The following is a 20,028-nucleotide window of genomic DNA, read 5'->3' on the forward strand; positions in this document are numbered from 1 at the left end:
TGGGTACCGGTGTCACTTCAGGAAGTCCGGTACGTCCAGCTCTTCGGCCTGGCTGTCCTGGTAGGGACGGGCCGGCGGTACCTGCGGCGGGGCGATCGGCGCGGACGGCGCCTCGGCCGGCTTGACCTCGGCGACCGGCTCGGGCGCCGGGGCGTCCTCACGCGGGGTGACGCTGCCGAGACCGCCGAAGGCGGGGCGCGACTCGGTGCGGACCGGAGCCGGTTCCTCGCGCTTGGCCGAGGAGGAGGCACCGATCACGTTGTCCCGCTTGGACGGCGGCTGGCCGCCGTCGAAGCCGGCCGCGATGACCGTGACACGGACCTCGTCACCGAGCGCGTCGTCGATGACCGCGCCGAAGATGATGTTCGCCTCGGGGTGCGCGGCCTCGCTCACCAGCTGGGCGGCCTCGTTGATCTCGAAGAGACCGAGGTCGCTGCCGCCGGAGATGGAGAGCAGCACGCCACGGGCGCCGTCGATGGACGCCTCCAGGAGCGGCGAGGAGATCGCCATCTCCGCGGCGGCCACCGCGCGGTCGTCGCCGCGGGCGGAGCCGATGCCCATGAGCGCCGAACCCGCCTCGGACATCACGGACTTGACGTCCGCGAAGTCGAGGTTGATCAGACCCGGCGTGGTGATCAGGTCGGTGATGCCCTGGACACCGGAGAGCAGGACCTGGTCGGCCGACTTGAAGGCGTCGAGCACGGAGACCTGGCGGTCCGAGATCGACAGCAGTCGGTCGTTGGGGATGACGATGAGGGTGTCGACCTCTTCGCGGAGCTCCGCGATGCCGTCCTCGGCCTGGTTGGCGCGGCGGCGTCCCTCGAAGGTGAACGGCCGGGTGACCACACCGATGGTGAGGGCACCGAGCGAGCGGGCGATGTTGGCGACGACAGGTGCGCCGCCCGTTCCGGTGCCGCCGCCTTCACCGGCGGTGACGAAGACCATGTCGGCCCCCTTGAGGACCTCCTCGATCTCCTCGCGGTGGTCCTCTGCGGCCTTGCGGCCGACGGCGGGGTTGGCGCCGGCGCCGAGTCCGCGGGTGAGTTCACGGCCGACGTCGAGCTTGACGTCGGCGTCGCTCATCAACAGGGCTTGCGCGTCGGTGTTGATGGCGATGAACTCGACACCCTTGAGACCGACCTCGATCATCCTGTTGATGGCATTGACACCACCGCCGCCGACACCGATGACTTTGATGACTGCGAGGTAGTTCTGCGGTGCTGCCACGTCGAAGGCCTCTCGCCTCGAGTTACGTGTCGTCGCCCGCCGGTCGTGCGCGGCGACGACTGATGTCGAATGGGGACGGTCCGAGCGCCGACCCGAACCCTAACGCTGAAGTTTAGGGTTACCAGTGCGTCTGTTGCTGGTCTTTGTCTGACCCTTCCGAACAGGACACTAAGTCGACAAGTGGCGCGCGTTCAACGAACACGCCGAACCTCCCGTTTTTCTTTTCACCCTATGTGATCAGCCGTTGCGCTGACCAACCAGGGTGCTGGCCAGGGCGTATGCACGTCAACTCCCTGATACGGCAGGGGAGGTGGGGGCGCTCACATCGAAGTGCCCCGCATCCGGGGCCGCTTTCATCAGCGCGGTCAGCGCGGCGGCCTTCGCCTTGCCCTTCTCGCTGCTTCCCCAGTCGACACTGCGGCCGTCGTTCAACTCCAGGGAGACGGAGTCATATGAACGCACTTCCATCGTGCGGGTCCGCGAGGCCACGGCGGGCGGGATCGAACGGGCCACTTCGACCGCTTCGACGAGAAGCCTGTCGATGCCGAAGCGGTGCAGACTCGGCGAGCGGTCCGCGGACAATTGCAGCTTCGGTACGTTCTTCGGCGGCTTGCTGACGGTCGCGAACCGCACGCCTTCCGCATCGACTTCGATGAACTCGCGGTCCTTTTCGAGCAGCAGAACCGGCTTGCGTTCGGTCACTTTCAGTGCGATTCCGTGCGGCCAGGAACGCACCACGTCAACCGAGTCGATACGGGGCAATGCGCGCCGCAAACGGTCCTCGATCGCGTCCGTGTCGACGGAAATCAGCGGTGCGCCGATCGGAACGGCCGCGGCATCGGTCACCTCGTCGGGGGTGAGCACGCGCGTCCCCGACGTGGTGACCCGGTCCACGCGCAGCCACTCGGAGCCGTACAGGAGCCAGATCGCCGCGCCCCCGAGGACCGTCGTGAGCACGGCGATGACGAGCAGCAGCCGCGGCGACGGGAGGCGGCGACGGCCGGCCGGCCGCGGCGGGCGGGCCGGGGAGTCCGGCCGCCGCCGTTCACCGGTGACAACTGAGGGTCCGGCCACGCTCGCCTGCCTTCTCACGCCCCGTGGCGTGCCGCTTCGGATCGGCGCGGGCTCACGCCCGGTGGCGTGCCGCGATCGCCTCGTACACCATGCCGACCAGGAGCTCGTCGGCGTCCCGGCGGCCGAACTCCGAGGCGGCGCGGGACATCTCGTACAACCGGTGCGGATCGGCGAGGACGGGGAGCACGTTGTGCTGCACCCACTCCGGCGTCAGTTCCGCGTCGTCGACGAGGAGTCCGCCGCCCGCCTTGACCACCGGCTGGGCGTTCAGCCGCTGTTCGCCGTTGCCGATGGGCAGCGGGACGTAGGCGGCCGGGAGTCCGACGGCGGAGAGCTCGGCGACGGTCATCGCGCCCGCGCGGCAGAGCATCATGTCGGCCGCGGCGTACGCGAGGTCCATCCGGTCCACGTACGGTACCGGGATGTACGGGGGCATCCCCGGCATCTGCTGCACCTGCGGCAGGTCATTCTTCGGGCCGACGGCGTGCAGGATCTGGATGCCCGCCTGCTGCAGATACGGGGCGGCCTGCTGGACCACCTCGTTGAGGCGGCGGGCGCCCTGGGAGCCGCCGGAGACCAGCAGCGTGGGCAGGTTGGGGTCGAGACCGAAGGCGGCGCGCGCCTCGGGGCGGACCCGGGCGCGGTCGAGGGTCGCGATGGTGCGGCGCAGCGGGATGCCGATGTAGCGCGAGCCGCGCAGCTTGCTGTCCGGCGTGGAGACCGCGACGGCCGCGGCGTAGCGCGAGCCGATCTTGTTGGCCAGACCGGGGCGCGCGTTGGCCTCGTGGACGATGATCGGCACGCCGAGGCGCTTGGCCGCGAAGTACGCGGGCAGCGCCACATAGCCGCCGAAGCCGCAGACGGCGTCGGCCTTGGTGCGCTCCAGGATCTGCTCGGCGGCCTTGATGGTGCCGCGCAGCCGGCCCGGGACCGTGAGCAGTTCGGGGGTGGGCTTGCGCGGGAGCGGTACGGCGGGGATCAGCGCCAGTTCATAGCCGCGCTCGGGTACGAGCCGGGTCTCGAGTCCACGCTCCGTGCCCAGGGCCGTGATGCCCGTGGTCGGGTCCTGCCTGCGCAGGGCGTCCGCGAGGGCGAGCGCGGGCTCGATGTGGCCGGCGGTCCCCCCACCGGCGAGTACGACATGCACCGAAATTCACCGCTCTCCGGACGGTCGCGCCTTGGCGCGCCGTCGCATCGTGTTCCATCTCCCCGCTGACCGCTTCTTACCAGAGGCGGCCGACCGCATGGCAAGCGCGGCCCGGGCCGCGGGTTCATCTCGTGCGAACGCGATCAGCAGTCCGATCGCGAACATGGTCGGCAGCAGGGCCGAGCCTCCGTAGGAGAACAGCGGGAGCGGGACTCCGGCGATCGGCAGCAGACCGAGCACCGCACCGATGTTGATCACGGCCTGGGCCGTGATCCAGGTGGTCACGCCTCCCGCGGCGTACCTCACGAAGGGCTCCTCCGTGCGTCCGGCCACGCGGATACCCGCATAGCCTAGAGCCGCGAAGAGACCGAGTACGGACAGCGTCCCCGCGAGGCCGAGCTCCTCCCCGGTGATGGCGAAGATGAAGTCCGTGTGGGGTTCAGGCAGTTGACCCCATTTTTCCACACTGGCACCAAGACCGGAACCGAAGAATCCGCCTGAGGCGAGTGCGTAGATTCCGTGCAGAGCCTGCCAGCACTGGTCGCCGGGTCCCGTGTCCGAGGTGCCCAGACAGGCCAGGCGCGCCATCCGGTTCGGGCTGGTCCTGATCAGGATGAAGCCGAGCAGTCCCGCGACGGCGAGCACACCGCCGAAGAGCCGGGTGGGTGCGCCCGCGAGCCAGAGCAGTCCGAAGAGGATGGCCGTGAGAATGATCGCGGTGCCCATGTCGCCACCGAGCATGATCAGGCCGAGCAGCAGGAAGGTCACCGGGACGAGCGGCACCAGCATGTGCTTCCACTGCGTGAGAAGCCGCCGGTCGCCCTTGCGCGCCAGCAGGTCCGCGCCCCACAGGACGAGCGCCAGCTTGCCGAACTCGCTGGGCTGCAGCTGGAACGGTCCGCCGAGCGAGATCCAGTTCTGGTTGCCGTTCACCGCATGCCCTATCCCCGGCACCTGCACGAGGACCATCAGGAACACACTGCCGACCAGGATCGGATACGCGAGGGCGCGGTGCAGCCGTACCGGCATCTTCATCGCGACCACCAGCAGGATCGTGCCGAGTACGGCCGCGAAGAACTGCTTGCGGAAGAAGTACGAGGGCGACAGCGAGTATTCGAGCGCCTGGATCTGCGAGGCCGAGTAGACCATCACGAGCCCGAGCGTCGTGATCAGGAGGCTGCCGCCGAGGATCAGGTAGTACGCGGTCAGCGGCCGGTCCCAGGCGCGCTTGGCCTGGAGCTGGAGCCGCCGCAGCGGGCCGTCGCCCGACGGGCGGCGGCCGGGGCCCGGTGTGCGCGGCCGCGGCGAGGGCCGCCGCACTGTGCCGGAACGGCTCGCACCCATCTCGTGTCCCCTCCAGTCGTCGCCGGCGCCCGTGCCGGGCCGGGCGGCTCGGACCGGGCTAGGCGTGCTCGGCGGCGAGGGCGCGGACCGCGTCCGCGAAGGCCTCACCGCGCTTGTTGTAGTTCACGAACATGTCCATCGAGGCACAGGCAGGTGCCATGAGGACGGTGTCCCCCGGCTCTGCGAGCCGTGCGGCCTCGCGGACGGCGGCGGACATCGCCCCAGTGTCGGTCCGTTCGAGGTCGACGACCGGGACGTCCGGCGCGTGTCGCGCGAGGGCTTCCGCGATGAGCGCGCGGTCCGCGCCGATGAGGACGGCGGCGCGCAGTCGCTTTGCCGACTTCTGTACGAGTTCGTCGAAGGTCGCCCCCTTCGCGAGTCCGCCCGCGATCCAGACGATCGACTCGTACGCCGCCAACGAGGCTTGTGCGGCATGGGTGTTGGTGGCCTTGGAGTCGTCCACGTACGCGACACCCGCCACGTCCTCGACGTGCGCGATGCGGTGCGCGTCGGGGCGGAAGGCCCGCAGCCCTTCCCGTACGGCGGCGGGCTGCACCCCGTAGGCGCGTGCGAGGGCCGCGGCCGCGAGGGCGTTGGCGATGTTGTGCGGGGCCGGCGGGTTGACGTCGGCGACCTCGGCGAGCTCCTGGGCGCTCTTCTGCCGGTTCTCGACGAAGGCGCGGTCGACCAGGAGGCCGTCCACGACGCCGAGTTCGGACGGTCCCGGGGTGCCGAGGGTGAAACCGATCGCGCGGCAGCCCTCCGCGACGTCGGCCTCGACGACAAGGTCCTCGGTGGCTTTGTCCGCCGTGTTGTAGACGCAGGCGACCTGGTTGCCCTCGTAGATACGGCCCTTGTCGGCGGCGTACGCCTCCATGGAGCCGTGCCAGTCGAGGTGGTCGGGCGCGAGATTCAGGACGGCCGCGGAGTGGGCGCGCAGCGAGGGCGCCCAGTGCAGCTGGTAGCTCGACAGCTCCACCGCGAGCACGTCGTACGCGTCGTCGCCTTCGAGTACGACGTCGATGATCGGCGTACCGATGTTGCCGACCGCCGCCGTGCGCAGACCGGCCGCGCGCAGGATCGACGCCAGCATCTGGGTCGTGGTGGTCTTGCCGTTGGTGCCGGTGATCGCGAGCCAGGGGGCCGCGTCCGGGCCGCGCAGGAGCCAGGCGATCTCGACGTCGCCGACCACGTCCACGCCCGCCTCGGCCGCCGCCGCGAACAGCGGGGACGAGGGCTTCCAGCCCGGCGAGGTGACGACGAGCGAGGTGGACTCGGGCAGCGTCGAAGCGTCCCCCAGGCGTACGGAGATACCGTCCGCCTCCAGGGCCGCCGCGCGCTCGCGATGCAGCTCGCCCGAGCCGCCGTCCACGACGGTCACCGAAGCGCCGAGGCCGGCCAGGGCGCGGGCGGCGCTGATGCCGCTCACGCCGAGACCGGCGACGGTGACGTGGCGTCCCGCGACGTCGAGTGCGGTCACTTGTTGTTCGCCCATCCTGCGTAGAAGAGACCGAGACCGACGATCACGCACATGCCCTGGATGATCCAGAAGCGGACCACGACAAGGATCTCGGACCACCCCTTGAGTTCGAAGTGGTGGTGCAGTGGCGCCATCTTGAAGACGCGCTTGCCGGTGAGGCGGAACGCGCCGACCTGGATGACCACCGACATGGTGATCAGGACGAAGAGGCCGCCGAGGATGGCGAGCAGGAACTCGGTACGGGAGCAGATCGCCAGGCCCACGAGGGCGCCGCCGAGGGCGAGCGAACCGGTGTCGCCCATGAAGATCTTGGCGGGCGAGGTGTTCCACCACAGGAAGCCGAAGCAGGCGCCCATCAGCGCGGACGCCACGATCGCGAGGTCCAGTGGGTCACGTACCTCGAAGCAGGCCGAGGGGTTGGTGAGCGTCACCGCGTTGGCGCAGGACTCCTGGAACTGCCAGACACCGATGAACGTGTACGCGCCGAAGACCATCACCGAGGCGCCGGTCGCCAGACCGTCGAGGCCGTCGGTGAGGTTCACGCCGTTGGACATGGCCAGGATCATGAACAGCGCCCAGACCACGAACAGGACCGGGCCCATCGTCCAGCCGAAGTCCTGCACGAAGGAGAGCTTGGTGGAGGCCGGGGTGTTGCCGCGGACGTCCGCGAACTGCAGCGCGAGCACCGCGAAGGTGATGCCGACGGTCAGCTGGCCGGCCATCTTGGCCTTCGCCCGCAGACCGAGCGAACGCCGCTTGATGATCTTGATGTAGTCGTCGAGGAAGCCGACGAGGCCCATGCCCGCCATCAGGAAGAGCACCAGGAGACCCGAGAAGGTGGTCGGTGCTCCCGTGATCAGCTTCGTGGCGAAGTACGCGATGATCGTCGCCAGGATGAAGGCGATACCACCCATCGTCGGCGTACCGCGCTTGCTGGCGTGCTCGCGCGGGCCGTCGTCACGGATGTACTGCCCGTAGCCCTTCTTGGCGAGCAGCTTGATGAGCAGCGGGGTGCCGATCAGGGTCAGGAAGAGCCCGATGACACCGGAGAACAGGATCTGCCTCATCGGCTCAGACCTCACCCTCGAGCAGTGCGAGCGCGACCTGCTCCAGGCCCACCGACCTGGACGCCTTCACGAGTACGACGTCTCCCGGGCGCAGCTCGCTGCGCAGCAGGTCGACAGCCGCCTGTGCGTCGGACACGTGCACCGACTCCTCACCCCACGAACCCTCGTTGTATGCGCCCAGTTGCAGCCAGGACGCTTCCCTGTCCCCGACCGCGACGAGCTTGCTCACGTTGAGACGGACGGCGAGCCGTCCGACCGCGTCGTGTTCGGTCAGTGCCGCGTCGCCGAGCTCGGCCATCTGCCCGAGCACCGCCCACGTCCGGCGGCCCTTGGCCATGGCGGCCAGGGCGCGCAGCGCGGCCCGCATGGATTCGGGGTTCGCGTTGTAGGCGTCGTTGACGACGGTCACACCGTCCGCGCGCTCGGTGACCTCCATGCGCCAGCGGGACAGGTTGCCCGCCCCGGAGAGCGCTGTCGCGATCTCCTCGGCGGACATACCCAGTTCATGGGCGACGGCGGCCGCGGCAAGCGCGTTCGACACGTGGTGCTCACCGTACAGGCGCAAGGTCACCTCGCTGCACCCGGAGGGTGTGTGCAGCAGGAAGGCGGGCTGTCCCTGGTCGGTCAGACGGACGTTCTCGGCGCGTACGTCGGCATCCTCCGCCTCTCCGAAGAACAGCACCTTCGCCTTCGTACGGGAGGACATGGCGCGTACGAGAGGGTCGTCCGCATTGAGGACGGCCGTGCCGTCGGCCGGCAGCGCCTCCACCAACTCGCCCTTCGCCTGGGCGATCTGCTCGCGGCCGCCGAACTCGCCGATGTGCGCGGTGCCGACGTTGAGCACCAGGCCGATCTTCGGCGGGGTCAGATCCGTGAGGTAGCGGATATGGCCGATGCCGCGGGCGCCCATCTCCAGGACGAGGTGGCGGGTGCCGGCGTCCGCGGTGAGTGCGGTGAGCGGCAGACCGATCTCGTTGTTGAGGGAGCCGGGCGTCCAGACCGTGGGCGCGTGGTGCTGCAGCACTTGGGCGATCAGGTCCTTGGTGGACGTCTTGCCCGCGGAGCCGGTGAGCGCGACGACTTCGGTGCCGAGGCGCCGTACGACCTCGCGGGCCAGTTTGCCGAGTGCGACCTGCACGTCGTCGACGACGATCGCGGGCACACCCAGGGGCCGCGTGGCGAGCACCGCGGCCGCCCCGGAGGCGATGGCCTTGTCCGCGTAGTCATGGCCGTCGACATGCTCACCGGCGAACGCGGCGAACAGCGAGCCGGGTTCGACCTTGCGCGAGTCGATGACGACGGGTCCGGTGACCTCGCGGCCGGTGTCCGGTATGTCGTGGGGCTGCCCGCCGGTGAGGGTGGCGATCTCGGCGAGGGAGAGGGCGATCACAGCTTCATCCCCGGGGGTTCTGGGCGGCTGCGCGGTGGCGCCGGATTGCGGTCCGCAGCACGTCGCGGTCGTCGAAGGGGCGTACGACCCCGTTGATGTCCTGTCCTTGTTCATGGCCCTTGCCGGCGACGAGCACCGTGTCACCGGCCTCGGCGCGGGCGACCACCGCCTCGATGGCGGCGGCCCGGTCCTCGAAGAGGACCACGTCGCCGCGCTCGTGCACGGGCACCTCGGCGGCGCCCGCGATCATCGTGGCGAGGATCGCGAGGGGGTCCTCGGAGCGCGGGTTGTCGGAGGTGAGCACCGCGGTGTCGGCGAGCCGTGCGGCCGCCGCGCCCATGGGCGCTCGCTTGGTCTTGTCGCGGTCGCCGCCGCAGCCGAGCACGATGTGCAGCTTGCCCTCGGTGACCTTGCGCAGCGCGCGCAGGACCGATTCGACGGCGTCCGTCTTGTGCGCGTAGTCGACGACGGCGAGGTAGGGCTGGCCCTCGTCGACCCGCTCCAGGCGGCCCGGTACGCCGGGCACGGCGGCGATGCCGTCGGCGGCGGTCTGCGGGTCGAGGCCCGCGGCGGCCAGGGAGACGATCGCGGCGAGCGTGTTGGCCACGTTGAAGGGGCCGGCCAGCGGGGACTTGGCGGTGATGCGCTCGCCCTGCGGGCCGAGCGCGGTGAACACCGAGTCCATCGGGCCGACTTCGACCTCGTCGGCGCGCCAGTCGGCGTCCGGGTGGCCCTCGGCGGAGAAGGTGACGACCGGGACGGACGCCTCCTTCGCGAGCCGGCGGCCGTACTCGTCGTCGAGGTTCACGATGCCGAGCCGGGACCGCTCCGGGGTGAAGAGCTGTGCCTTCGCCCGGTAGTAGTCCTCCATGTCGGAGTGGAACTCCATGTGTTCCGGGCTCAGGTTGTTGAAGACGGCGATGTCGAAGACACAGCCGTCCACGCGGCCGAGCACCAGCGCGTGGCTGGAGACCTCCATGGCCACCGCGTCGGTGCCGCGCTCGCGCATCACCGCGAACAGGGCCTGCAGGTCGGTGGCTTCGGGCGTGGTGCGCTCGGACTTGATGCGCTCGTCGCCGATGCGCATCTCGACCGTGCCGATGAGCCCGGTGGCGCGTCCGGCCGCCTTGAGGCCGCCTTCGACGAGATACGCGGTCGTGGTCTTGCCCGAGGTACCGGTGATGCCGATCTGCAGCAGGGCCTCGCCGGGACGCCCGTAGATCGTGGCCGCCAGCTCGCCCATCCGGCCGCGCGGGTCGCCCACGACGAGGACCGGAAGCCCGGTCGCCGCGGCGCGGGGCAGGCCCGCCGGGTCGGTGAGGATCGCGGCGGCGCCGAGGTCGGCGGCCTGGGCGGCGAAGTCGGCGCCGTGCAGACGGGCGCCGGGCAGGGCCGCGTAGACGTCACCGGGGCGCACCGCACGGGAGTCGTGGGTGATGCCGGTGACCTCGGCGTCCGCGGGACTGTCGACTCCGAGGGCGGCGGCGAGGTCGGCGAGCGTGCTCGCGGTGACCCGCTCCGGCCGCGGCGGTCCCGGGTAGGTCACGGGGCCGCCCTCACGGGTGGTGGGGGACTGATCAGCGTGTGGCACGGCGGTGAGCGTACCGGGCGTGGGTGGCCCGGGGCGAAATGGGGCGGCGTGGCTGCCCGACGGCTCGGTCCGGTTCCCGGGACCCGGGGTGATGGTTGTCACGGCGGCGGTACCTGTTCGTGCTTGTGGGCGTACATACGGGGTGCTGCTGCGTGTTCGTCCCGGTTCAGTCCCCCGGTTCGAAGGTGACCGGCATCCCCGGGGCCTTGGCTCCGGTGGGGGCGACCTGCAGGGTCTTGAGGGCGAACTCCATGACCTGCTGGTAGATGGGGGCGCAGATCTGGCCGCCGAAGTAGTTGCCCTTCGTCGGGTTCTGTACGACGCAGTAGACGGAGATCCGGGGCTTGTCCGCCGGGGCGAAGCCCGCGAAGGACGACGTGTACCCGTTGTAGCGGCCGGTCTCCGGGTCGACCCGGTTGGCCGTGCCGGTCTTGCCCGCCACCCGGTAGCCGTCGATGGCCGCCTTGGTGCCGGTGCCTTCCTTGTCGTCGACCACGGACTGCAGCATCCCGGAGAGCGTCTTCGCGGTGGACTCGCTGATGACCCGGGTCTTCTTCGGCTCGTCCTCGGGCGTGAACCGTCCGTCGGGGCCCTTCTTGCCGCGGACGAGAGAGGGCTCCACGCGGACGCCGCCATTGGCGACCGTCGAGTACATGGAGACGGCCTGCACGGCGTTGAGCGAGTAGCCCTGGCCGAAGGGGACCGTGTACTGGGTGGAGGTCGACCAGTCCTCGGGCTTGTGCAGGATGCCGCCCGTCTCGCCGGGGAAGCCGGTCCCCGTCTTCTGGCCCATGCCGAACTTGCGCAGATAGTCGTAGAGGACCTGGTTGGCCTCCTTCTGCGTCTTGCCGAGCTGCTGCGTCGCCAGGATCGTGCCGATGTTGGAGGACTTGGCGAGGACGCCGCTGAGCGTCAGGTACCAGGTCTCGTGGTCGATGTCGTCCTTGAAGAGCCGGTCGCCGCGGTGCAGCCGGTTGGGCACGGTGACGTGCGTGTCGGGCGCGGCGGCCTTCTCCTCCAGGACGGCGGCCATGGAGATCAGCTTGCTGGTCGAGCCCGGTTCGTACGCGTCCTGCAGCGCCGGGTTCCCCAGGTTCTTCGCGTTCGCCTTGGTGAGGTCGTTGGGGTCGAAGCCGGGCGCGTTGGCGAGCGCCAGGATCTCGCCGGTCTTCGTGTCCTGGACGACCACGTACCCGCGGTCGGCCTTGGACTTCGTGACCTGGTCCTCGATGGCCTTCTGCGCCACGTACTGGATGTCCCGGTCGAGCGTCAGCTCCACGTCCGAGCCGGGCACGGCCGGGGTCTCGCTGCTGCCCGCGGTCGGGACGCGGCGGCCGCCGGACTGGGCGTACGTGATCGTGCCGTCCTCGCCCGACAGGTCCTTGTCGAGCTGCGACTCGATACCGCCGCCGCCCTTGCCGTCGGCGTTGACCCAGCCCAGTATCCCGGCGGCGAGATCACCGTTCGGGTACATCCGCTTGGTGCTCGGCTCCTGGAAGACACCGGCCAGGACGCCGCCGGTCTTCGGCGACTTGTCGGCGAGCGCGCCCTTGAGGTCCTTGATCTGGTTCCAGACCTGCGGGGTCTGGCGGCGCGCGAGGAGCGCGTAGCGCGACTTGGGCTTCTTCAGCTTCGATGCGAGCTCGGACGCGTCCTTGTCGAGGATCGGGGCGAGCAGCGCCGCGGCCTGCTCGGGTGCGTCCTTCGTCCCGGCGGACTTCGCCGTGAACATCGACGGGTCCGCGGTGATGTCGTACGCGTCGACGCTGGACGCGAGCTGATGGCCGTTGCGGTCGGTGATCTGGCCGCGGGTGGCCGTGAGCGTCCGGCTGAAGTACCGGTTCTCCTCGGCCTTCGCCGCGTACGCGGAGGCATCGACCGCCTGTACCTGTACGAGGCGTACGACGAAGGCGAGCAGCACCAGCGTCAGACCGAGGCTCACCAGGCGCAGCCGCGGGCGCGGGCTGCCGAGCCGGATCAGGTTCGGCCCGGGCCGCCCGGACGCGGACCGCTTGGGCGCGGGCTGCGGACGGCGTGCGGCGGGCCGGCCGCCAGGACCCGGCCGGCGCGGCGCTCCGGAACGCGGGGGCCGCGCCGGTCCGGGGACGCGGCGGCGCGGCGGTTGCCGGTCGGTCACGGGCTCACCTGCCGGGGGTCGTGGAGGGTGACGGGGTGGTCGAGGCGGTGGGGGTGCCGGTGGGCGTCGGTCTGCCGGAGGCGCCGGGCCCCGGGGAGACCGACACCGAGGGCGCGGAGGCGGACGGCTTGGGGCGCGCCTTGGCCGGCGACGGGGGTGCGACGGCCACGCCTGGCTTGCCGCGGACCTTGCCGTCGGGGTCGAGGAACGCGGGCGGTCCGCCGGGCACCATGCCGAGCTCGCGGGCGCGGCGCTCCAGGGCGTCGGGCGCGGAGTAGCCGTCGACGTCGGTCTCCAGCTTCTGCTGCTCGTCGGTGAGCTCGGTGGTCTCCCGCTTGAGTTTGCTGAGCTGGAACGATCCTTCGTTCAGCGCCGAGTTGAGGACGAGGAGCACGATCAGGCCGCCGCCGAGCAGCACCACGATGAGCAGCACGAACGGGGTGCGCGCCGCCGAGGCGGGACCCGCGGGCAGCAGCCGCGCGAGCTGCGCGGCCCTCCCCCGCAAGCGCGCCACCCCGCGCGGGCTCACGACAGGTCCTCCCGGATGCGCTGCACGCCGCGCAGGCGGGCCGGGGCCGCACGCCGGTTCTCGGCGACCTCTTCCTCGGTGGGGAGTTCGGCGCCTCGCGTGAGCAGTTTCAGACGCGGCTGGTAGCGCTCGGGCACCACGGGCAGGCCGGGCGGCGCGGTGTTCGCGGCGCCCTCCGCGAACACCTGCTTGACGAGGCGGTCCTCCAGCGAGTGGTACGACAGGACGGCGCACCGGCCGCCGACGGCGAGCGCCTTCACGGCCGCGGGGATCGCCCGTTCCAGGACGGTGAGTTCACCGTTGACCTCGATCCGCAGCGCCTGGAAGGTGCGCTTGGCCGGGTTGCCCCCGGTGCGCTTGGCGGCCTGCGGCAGCGCGTCCCGGATCAGCTCGACGAGCCGCGCGCTGTTCGCGAACGGCTCCTTCTCGCGCTCGCGCACGATCGCGCTGACGATCCGCTTGGCCTGCTTCTCCTCGCCGTACGCCCGCAGGATCCTGACGAGTTCGCCCGCGGGATAGGTGTTGAGGACCTCGGCGGCGCTCATACCGGTGGTCTGGTCCATGCGCATGTCGAGCGGTGCGTCCTGCGCGTAGGCGAATCCGCGGTCGGCCTCGTCGAGTTGCATGGACGAGACGCCGAGGTCGAAGAGGACGCCCTGCACGTGGGGGAGGCCAAGGCGGTCGAGCACGTCGGGGAGTTCGTCGTAGACGGCGTGCACGAGCGTGGCACGTTCACCGAACGGGGCGAGGCGTTCGCCGGACAGGCGCAGCGCTTCCTTGTCGCGGTCGAGCGCCACGAGACGGGCCTCGGGGAACTGCCGCAGGAGCGCCTCGCTGTGTCCGCCGAGACCGAGGGTGCAGTCGACGACGACCGCCCCCGGCTTGGTGAGCGCGGGGGCCAACAGGTCCAGGCACCGCTGGAGCATCACCGGGACGTGTCGCTGCTCGCTCAACGCACCTTCTCAAGTCAGGTACGGACCGGATGTGCGGCCGGATCCCCTAGCCGTACGTACGACCGCACGCGCGGGGAGCCCGTCGTAGGGGGACGGTCTCCTGGAGTTCGGTAACCGCCGGACGCGTACACGTCTGTCGGTTCGCGTCACTTTAGTCCACCGCCGGTCCCGGTCAATCAACCGGGCGCACGCGTCGCCCCCGCGCCCGTTCACCCGTACGGACCCCTGCCGCCCCTCCTGTGGAGTGCATCACGACAAGGCGCTTTGACGTTCTTTGTCACCTCTCACAGCGGGCTTGTATACACATCCGCCGCTACGGTTCGGTCATGTCGACTTCTCGATCGTTCTCCCCTGGCCCGGACGGCGCCATAACCGGGCAGGGCACCGTCACCGACCGACTCGTCGAGGCGAACCAGAACTACGCCGCGGACTTCGTGGACCCGGGCATGGACGCCCGCCCGGTCCTCAAGGTCGCCGTCGTGGCCTGCATGGACGCCCGGCTCGACCTGCACGACGCGCTGGGCCTCGAGCTCGGCGACTGCCACACGATCCGCAACGCGGGCGGCGTGGTCACCGACGACGTGATCCGTTCGCTCACCATCAGCCAGCGCGCCCTCGGCACCCGCAGCGTGGTCCTGATCCACCACACCGGCTGCGGTCTGCTCACGCTCACCGAGGACTTCCGGCACGAGCTGGAGGACGAGGTCGGACAGCGTCCGGCCTGGGCCGTCGAGGCCTTCCGCGACGTCGACCAGGACGTGCGGCAGTCCATGGCGCGCGTGCGCACCTCGCCGTTCCTGCTGCACACCGATGACGTCCGCGGCTTCGTCTTCGACGTCCAGACCGGCCTCCTGAACGAGATCGACGCAGGCTGAAACGCGTCGGGCGCCCCCGCACGGCGCCCGGCGCATGCTCCTCCCGGGTGACCATTCCGCCCCGTAAACCCGCCCAAAACCCGACATAGGTCAGGCAGTTGTCCGCAGGCAAGTGACACGAACGGGTAACGGCAACAAGAATGCGGGGAAGGCACCGCGCGGAACCATTCGGCCGCGCTGTCCGTATTCAGGGGTGGGTTCGGGTCGGTCGTGACACCGGCCCGTGGCAAGTGGCCGAGGAGGGCCGGGGTGACGACCTATGAAGATCGAGCGAGCCTCACAGATCTGACCACCACTGTGGATCAAGTCCGCAGGTCGGTGGAGGGAGTGATCGAGGGCAAGCCTGAGGTCGTACGGCTTTCGCTGACCGTGCTCCTCGCCGAGGGCCATCTGCTCATCGAGGATGTACCGGGCGTGGGCAAGACCATGCTCGCCAAGGCGCTGGCGCGCTCCATCGACTGCTCGGTGCGGCGCATCCAGTTCACACCGGATCTGCTGCCGTCGGACATCACCGGTGTGTCCATCTTCGACCAGCAGCGCAGGGACTTCGAGTTCAAGCCGGGGGCGATCTTCGCGCAGATCGTGATCGGCGACGAGATCAACCGTGCCTCGCCCAAGACGCAGTCCGCGCTCCTGGAGTCCATGGAGGAGCGGCAGGTCACCATCGACGGGCAGACCTACGAGCTGCCCAACCCGTTCATGGTCGTCGCGACCCAGAACCCGGTCGAGATGGAGGGCACCTATCCGCTGCCCGAGGCCCAGCGCGACCGCTTCATGGCCCGGGTCTCCATCGGCTATCCCAATGCCGAGGCCGAGCTGCAGATGCTGGACGTGCACGGCGGTGTCTCGCCGCTCGACGACCTGCAGCCGGTGGCCCACGCGCACGACATCGTCAAGCTGATCGACGCGGTCCGCAAGGTCCATGTCGCCGACGCCGTACGGCGCTATGCGGTGGAGGTCGTCGCCGCGACCCGTAACCACCCGGACCTCAGACTCGGCGCGTCGCCGCGTGCGACCCTGCATCTGCTCCGGGCCGCGAAGGCCTCCGCCGCACTCAGCGGGCGCGACTACGTTCTGCCCGACGATCTGCAGGCGCTGGCCGTCGCGGTCCTCGCGCACCGGCTCCTGCCCACCGCGCAGGCCCAGTTGAACCGCCGCACCTCCGAGCAGGTCGTGCTCGAGATCCTGCAGCGCATCCCGGTCCCGGCCGCCCAGGCGCCCGGTGCCGGTTATCCGTCGGCTCCCTCCGCGCAGATGCCCGGGGCTCCTGCCTATGGTCAGCAGCACCCCGGCGCCCGGAGGCTCTGATGACGGCCGGGGGGCCGGCGCAGGGCAGCGGGCAGCGGGCCCGGGGCGGGATTTCCCAGTCGGACGACGACAGGGGCGGGCTGCGCACCGCCTTCGCGGGACTGACCACACGCGGCCGTTCGTTCCTGGCCGCCGGGATCGCCGCGGCCGTGTGCGCGTATGTGCTCGGCCAGAGTGATCTGCTGCGGGTCGGGCTGCTGCTCGCGGTCCTGCCGTTGGTCAGCGCGATCGTGCTCTACCGCACGCGGTACCGCGTGGCCGGCTCGCGCCGCCTCGCGCCCGCCCGGGTGCCCGCGGGCTCGGAGTCGCGGGTGCATCTGCGCCTGGACAACGTGTCGCGGCTGCCCACCGGGCTCCTGATGCTGCAGGACCGGGTGCCTTACGTGCTCGGGCCGCGGCCCCGGTTCGTCCTGGACCGGGTCGAGGCGGGCGGGCGGCGCGAGGTGTCGTACCGCGTGCGCTCGGATCTGCGCGGGCGCTACCCGCTCGGACCGCTGCAGCTGCGCCTGAGCGACCCGTTCGGGATGTGCGAACTGACGCGTTCCTTCAGCGCGTTCGACACCCTGACCGTGATCCCGCGCGTCGAGCCGCTGCCCGCGGTCCGGCTCTCGGGCGAGGCCCAGGGATACGGCGACGGGCGGCAGCGGTCACTGGCGCTGGCCGGTGAGGACGATGTGATCCCGCGCGGCTATCGGCACGGCGACGACCTGCGGCGCGTGCACTGGCGCTCCACCGCGAAGTACGGCGAGCTGATGGTGCGCCGCGAGGAGCAGCCGCAGCGGGCGCGCTGCACCGTCCTGCTCGACACCCGCCGCATCGCCCACCAGGGCACGGGCCCGGACTCGGCCTTCGAGTGGTCGGTCTCGGGCGCGGCCTCGGCCCTGGTGCACATGCTGGAACGGGGCTTCTCCGTACGGCTGTTGACCGACACCGGCACCGCGGTGCCCGGTGAGGGCGCCGACGGTTTCGCGGGCTCCACGCAGGAGTCGGCGGACGCCGCGGGCCTGATGATGGACACGCTCGCCGTGGTCGACCACTCGGACGGCGCGGGTCTCTCGCGCGCGTACGACGTGCTGCGCGGCGGCGGCGAAGGGCTGCTCATCGCGTTCCTCGGCGACCTCGACGAGGAACAGGCCGCGGTCGCGGCCCGGATGCGGCAGCGCAGCGGCGCCGCGGTGGCGTTCGTGATGGACAACGAGGCCTGGGTCCAGGGCGGCGCCCAGGGCCCCTCGGCCCGGCTCGAGGAGCGGCTGCGGCTGCTGCGCGAGGCCGGCTGGACGGCGCTCGCGGTGCCGCCCGGGCTACCGCTCGCCGAGTTGTGGCGGCAGGCGGACCGGCAGAAGACCGGCGTCGTGGGGCGTTCGGAAGCACAGGCGACAGGGGGATGGTCATGAGCGGCCGCACACGCCTCGCGTTGTGCGCCTACGCGGCCACGATGATGGCGGCGTGCGCGATGCTGCCGCTGGTCCTCTCGGCGGGCTGGATCGCCCAGGCGGCGCTTCTGCTCGCCGTGCAGTCCGGGGTGGGCGCGGCGGCCCGGCGGGTTCCGCTGGCCCGTCCGCTGACGGTCGCGGCGCAGGTCCTGGTGACCTTGCTCCTGCTGACCGTGTTCTTCGCACGGGAACAGGCCTTCGCCCTGGTCGTGCCGAGCCCGGACTCCATCAGGGAGTTCGGGGTGCTGCTGCAGGCGGGAGCCGAGGACGTCGCGGCGTACTCGACTCCGGCGCCGCTGTCCGAGGGCATCCGGCTGATGCTGGTGGGCGGCGTCCTGGTGATCGGCCTGGCCGTGGACGCGCTCGCGGTGACCTTCCGCAGCGCCGCCCCGGCAGGTCTGCCGCTGCTCGCGCTGTACTCGGTGGCGGCGGGGCTCTCCAAGGACGGTGCGGGCTGGGCGCTCTTCGTGCTCGCGGCGGCGGGCTATCTGCTGCTGTTGCTCGCCGAGGGCCGCGACCGGCTCTCGCAGTGGGGCCGTGTCTTCGGCGGGGCGCCGCGGCGGGCGAGCCGGAATGCGGGACTGGACACGGACGGCGGCGCCACGGCGCCGGTGCGCACCGGGCGGCGGATCGGCGCGTTCGCGCTGGGTATCGCGCTGGTGGTGCCGGCGGCGCTGCCCGCCCTGGACGGCGGGCTGCTCGATCCGACGGGCTCCGGCGGGGGCGGCAGCGGCGGGGGCGGCACGATCTCCGCGGTCAATCCGCTGGTCTCGCTGCAGAACAACCTGAACCAGCCGAACGACCGCGAGGTCCTGAAGTACCGGACGAACGCCTCGTCCAACCAGGACATGTACATGCGGATCGTCTCGCTCGACCAGTTCGACGGCACGGAGTGGAAGCCCGCCGAGCGCTCGATCACCGAGGTGCCCACCCAGCTGCCGCAGCCCCGCGGGCTCAGCGGCGACGTGGCGACCAAGGAGGTCAGCACCACCATCAGCGCCGCCGACTGGTACGCGCAGACCTGGCTGCCGATGCCGTACCCCGCCAGTCAGGTCGACATCGACGGCAACTGGCGCTTCGAGCCGATCGGGCGCGCGGTGGTCGGTGACCGCGGCGAGACGACCAAGGGCAAGACGTACACGGTCAAGAGCCTGGAGGTGCGGCCGACGGCGCAGAAGCTGGCAGACGCACCGGCACCCAACGCGGACATCGTCGACGAGTTCACCGACGTGCCCAGGTCACTGCCCCGCGATGTCTACGAGAAAGCGGAGGAGGTGACCAGAGGCGCCACCAACAGCTATGAGATGGCCGTGAAGCTGCAGGAGTACTTCGCGGTCGAGGGCGGCTTCACCTACGACACCAACGTCGAGGCGGGCAGCGGATCGGCGGCGATCAGTCGCTTCCTGAAGGACAAGGAGGGCTTCTGCGTCCACTTCTCCTTCGCGATGGCGGCGATGGCCCGCACCCTCGACATCCCGTCCCGGGTCGCCGTGGGCTTCACGCCCGGGTCGCCGACCGCGGACGGCTCGATGTCGGTGGGTCTGCGCGACGCGCACGCCTGGCCCGAGCTGTACTTCGAGGGCGTGGGCTGGACCCGCTTCGAGCCGACACCCACGCGTGGCTCGGCGCCGGACTACACGCGGGACGACATCCCGTCGGACACGCCGAGCAGTGCGGCCCCCTCGGCCACCGACACCGCGGCACCCAGCGACGACCCGTCCGCCTCGGCCTCCGACTCCTGCCCGCCGGAGCTGCGCCGCTTCAACGAGTGCGGCTCGCAGGATCCCGGTGCGGCAGCCGGCGGCTCGGACGGCGGTCCGCCGTGGGGCACGTATCTCGGCATCGCGGGAGGTGTCCTGGCGCTCCTCCTGGTGCCGCTGCTCCCGTTCATGTGGCGTACGCGGCTGCGGAGCGTACGGCTGGGATCAGCGGGACGTACCGCGCAGGACGGGGTGGCGAGAACCCTCGCCGCCTGGCTCGAAGTCACGGACTCCGCCTGGGACTACGGCATCGCGCCGGACGAGGCCCAGACCCCGCGCAAGGCGGCGGCCCGGATCGTACGGCTCTGCGAGCTGGAGCTTGATGCGGCCGAGGCGGTGCACCGGATCGCGGCGGCGGTGGAGCAGGTCCTCTACGCACCGGTGCCGCAGCCTGCGCCCGGGGTGGCCGAGGACGTCCGCCGGATGCGGGCCGGTATGCACGCGTCGATGAGCCGCGGCGCCCGCTGGCGCGCGACCCTCGCACCGCGTTCGGCCGTCCGGGTGGGCTGGGCGGTCTCGGACCGGTGGATCACCGTCAAGGAGCGGTGGCACATGGGGCGGTTGGTCCCGCGACGGGCCAAGTAGGGGGTGTGGGGGCGTCAGCCCCCACACCAGCGCACCAAACGACGACGTGGGTGTGGGGGGGGGGGGGGGGGTGGGGGGGGGCCCCCCCCCCCCCCCGGGGGGGGGGGCCCCCAGTGCGAGTGGCCCCC

Annotated in this window: 15 protein-coding genes; 4 read left to right on the forward strand and 11 right to left on the reverse strand. The window is 71.0% G+C overall.

All coding sequences use genetic code 11. The annotated features are described in order from the left end of the window. Positions 1-12: 12 nt before the first annotated feature. From ftsZ to rsmH, 11 genes are all read right to left on the reverse strand, one after another. Positions 13-1,227 (reverse strand): cell division protein FtsZ, encoded by a 1,215-nt coding sequence (gene ftsZ, locus ACIBI4_RS17225; protein ID WP_399204716.1) that lies wholly within the window; start codon positions 1,225-1,227, stop codon positions 13-15. A 285-nt stretch (positions 1,228-1,512) separates the two neighbouring features. After that, a complete protein-coding gene (locus ACIBI4_RS17230; RefSeq protein WP_399204717.1) occupies positions 1,513-2,301 on the reverse strand; it encodes a cell division protein FtsQ/DivIB in 789 nt (262 codons plus the stop codon). Between the two features lie 52 nt (positions 2,302-2,353). Beyond that, a complete protein-coding gene (gene murG, locus ACIBI4_RS17235; protein WP_399204718.1) occupies positions 2,354-3,448 on the reverse strand; it encodes an undecaprenyldiphospho-muramoylpentapeptide beta-N-acetylglucosaminyltransferase in 1,095 nt (364 codons plus the stop codon). 6 nt (positions 3,449-3,454) lie between these two features. Continuing rightward, on the reverse strand, positions 3,455-4,792 hold the full coding sequence (ftsW, locus tag ACIBI4_RS17240; protein WP_399204719.1) for a putative lipid II flippase FtsW: 1,338 nt from the start codon (positions 4,790-4,792) through the stop codon (positions 3,455-3,457). Positions 4,793-4,850: 58 nt separating this feature from the next. Further along, positions 4,851-6,272: a UDP-N-acetylmuramoyl-L-alanine--D-glutamate ligase gene (gene murD, locus ACIBI4_RS17245; RefSeq protein ID WP_399204720.1), complete on the reverse strand. Its 1,422-nt coding sequence runs from the start codon at positions 6,270-6,272 to the stop codon at positions 4,851-4,853. Beyond that, positions 6,269-7,339 (reverse strand): phospho-N-acetylmuramoyl-pentapeptide-transferase, encoded by a 1,071-nt coding sequence (mraY, locus tag ACIBI4_RS17250; RefSeq protein ID WP_399204721.1) that lies wholly within the window; start codon positions 7,337-7,339, stop codon positions 6,269-6,271. The genes murD and mraY overlap by 4 nt, the downstream gene beginning before the upstream one ends. A gap of 4 nt (positions 7,340-7,343) precedes the next feature. Further along, positions 7,344-8,729 (reverse strand): UDP-N-acetylmuramoyl-tripeptide--D-alanyl-D-alanine ligase, encoded by a 1,386-nt coding sequence (gene murF / locus ACIBI4_RS17255; protein WP_399204722.1) that lies wholly within the window; start codon positions 8,727-8,729, stop codon positions 7,344-7,346. 4 nt (positions 8,730-8,733) lie between these two features. Next, on the reverse strand, positions 8,734-10,422 hold the full coding sequence (locus ACIBI4_RS17260) for a UDP-N-acetylmuramoyl-L-alanyl-D-glutamate--2,6-diaminopimelate ligase (protein WP_399204723.1): 1,689 nt from the start codon (positions 10,420-10,422) through the stop codon (positions 8,734-8,736). Positions 10,423-10,486: 64 nt separating this feature from the next. Further along, a complete protein-coding gene (locus ACIBI4_RS17265; RefSeq protein WP_399204724.1) occupies positions 10,487-12,457 on the reverse strand; it encodes a peptidoglycan D,D-transpeptidase FtsI family protein in 1,971 nt (656 codons plus the stop codon). Positions 12,458-12,461: 4 nt separating this feature from the next. Next, the gene (locus ACIBI4_RS17270) at positions 12,462-12,986 is read right to left on the reverse strand and encodes a septum formation initiator family protein (RefSeq protein ID WP_399204725.1); all 525 of its coding nucleotides are present in this window, start codon (positions 12,984-12,986) and stop codon (positions 12,462-12,464) included. Beyond that, a complete protein-coding gene (gene rsmH / locus ACIBI4_RS17275; protein WP_399204726.1) occupies positions 12,983-13,939 on the reverse strand; it encodes a 16S rRNA (cytosine(1402)-N(4))-methyltransferase RsmH in 957 nt (318 codons plus the stop codon). Before rsmH ends, ACIBI4_RS17270 begins: the two co-directional genes overlap by 4 nt. Positions 13,940-14,265: 326 nt before the next feature. On the opposite strand from rsmH, the gene ACIBI4_RS17280 reads away from it, so the two are divergent. From ACIBI4_RS17280 to ACIBI4_RS17295, 4 genes are all read left to right on the forward strand, one after another. Then, positions 14,266-14,814 (forward strand): beta-class carbonic anhydrase, encoded by a 549-nt coding sequence (locus ACIBI4_RS17280; RefSeq protein WP_399204727.1) that lies wholly within the window; start codon positions 14,266-14,268, stop codon positions 14,812-14,814. A 249-nt stretch (positions 14,815-15,063) separates the two neighbouring features. Continuing rightward, positions 15,064-16,122, forward strand: a complete 1,059-nt coding sequence (locus ACIBI4_RS17285) for an AAA family ATPase (protein WP_399204728.1) — start codon at positions 15,064-15,066, stop codon at positions 16,120-16,122. Continuing rightward, complete coding sequence (locus ACIBI4_RS17290) at positions 16,122-17,516, forward strand: DUF58 domain-containing protein (protein WP_399204729.1); 1,395 nt, start codon at positions 16,122-16,124, stop codon at positions 17,514-17,516. Before ACIBI4_RS17285 ends, ACIBI4_RS17290 begins: the two co-directional genes overlap by 1 nt. After that, positions 17,513-19,900 carry a DUF3488 and DUF4129 domain-containing transglutaminase family protein gene (locus ACIBI4_RS17295; RefSeq protein ID WP_399204730.1) on the forward strand — a complete coding sequence of 796 codons (2,388 nt, stop codon included), beginning with the start codon at positions 17,513-17,515 and terminating at the stop codon, positions 19,898-19,900. The genes ACIBI4_RS17290 and ACIBI4_RS17295 overlap by 4 nt, the downstream gene beginning before the upstream one ends. Positions 19,901-20,028 lie beyond the last annotated feature (128 nt).

This window comes from Streptomyces sp. NPDC050418, from assembly GCF_044458745.1.
Taxonomy (GTDB): Bacteria; Actinomycetota; Actinomycetes; order Streptomycetales; family Streptomycetaceae; genus Streptomyces.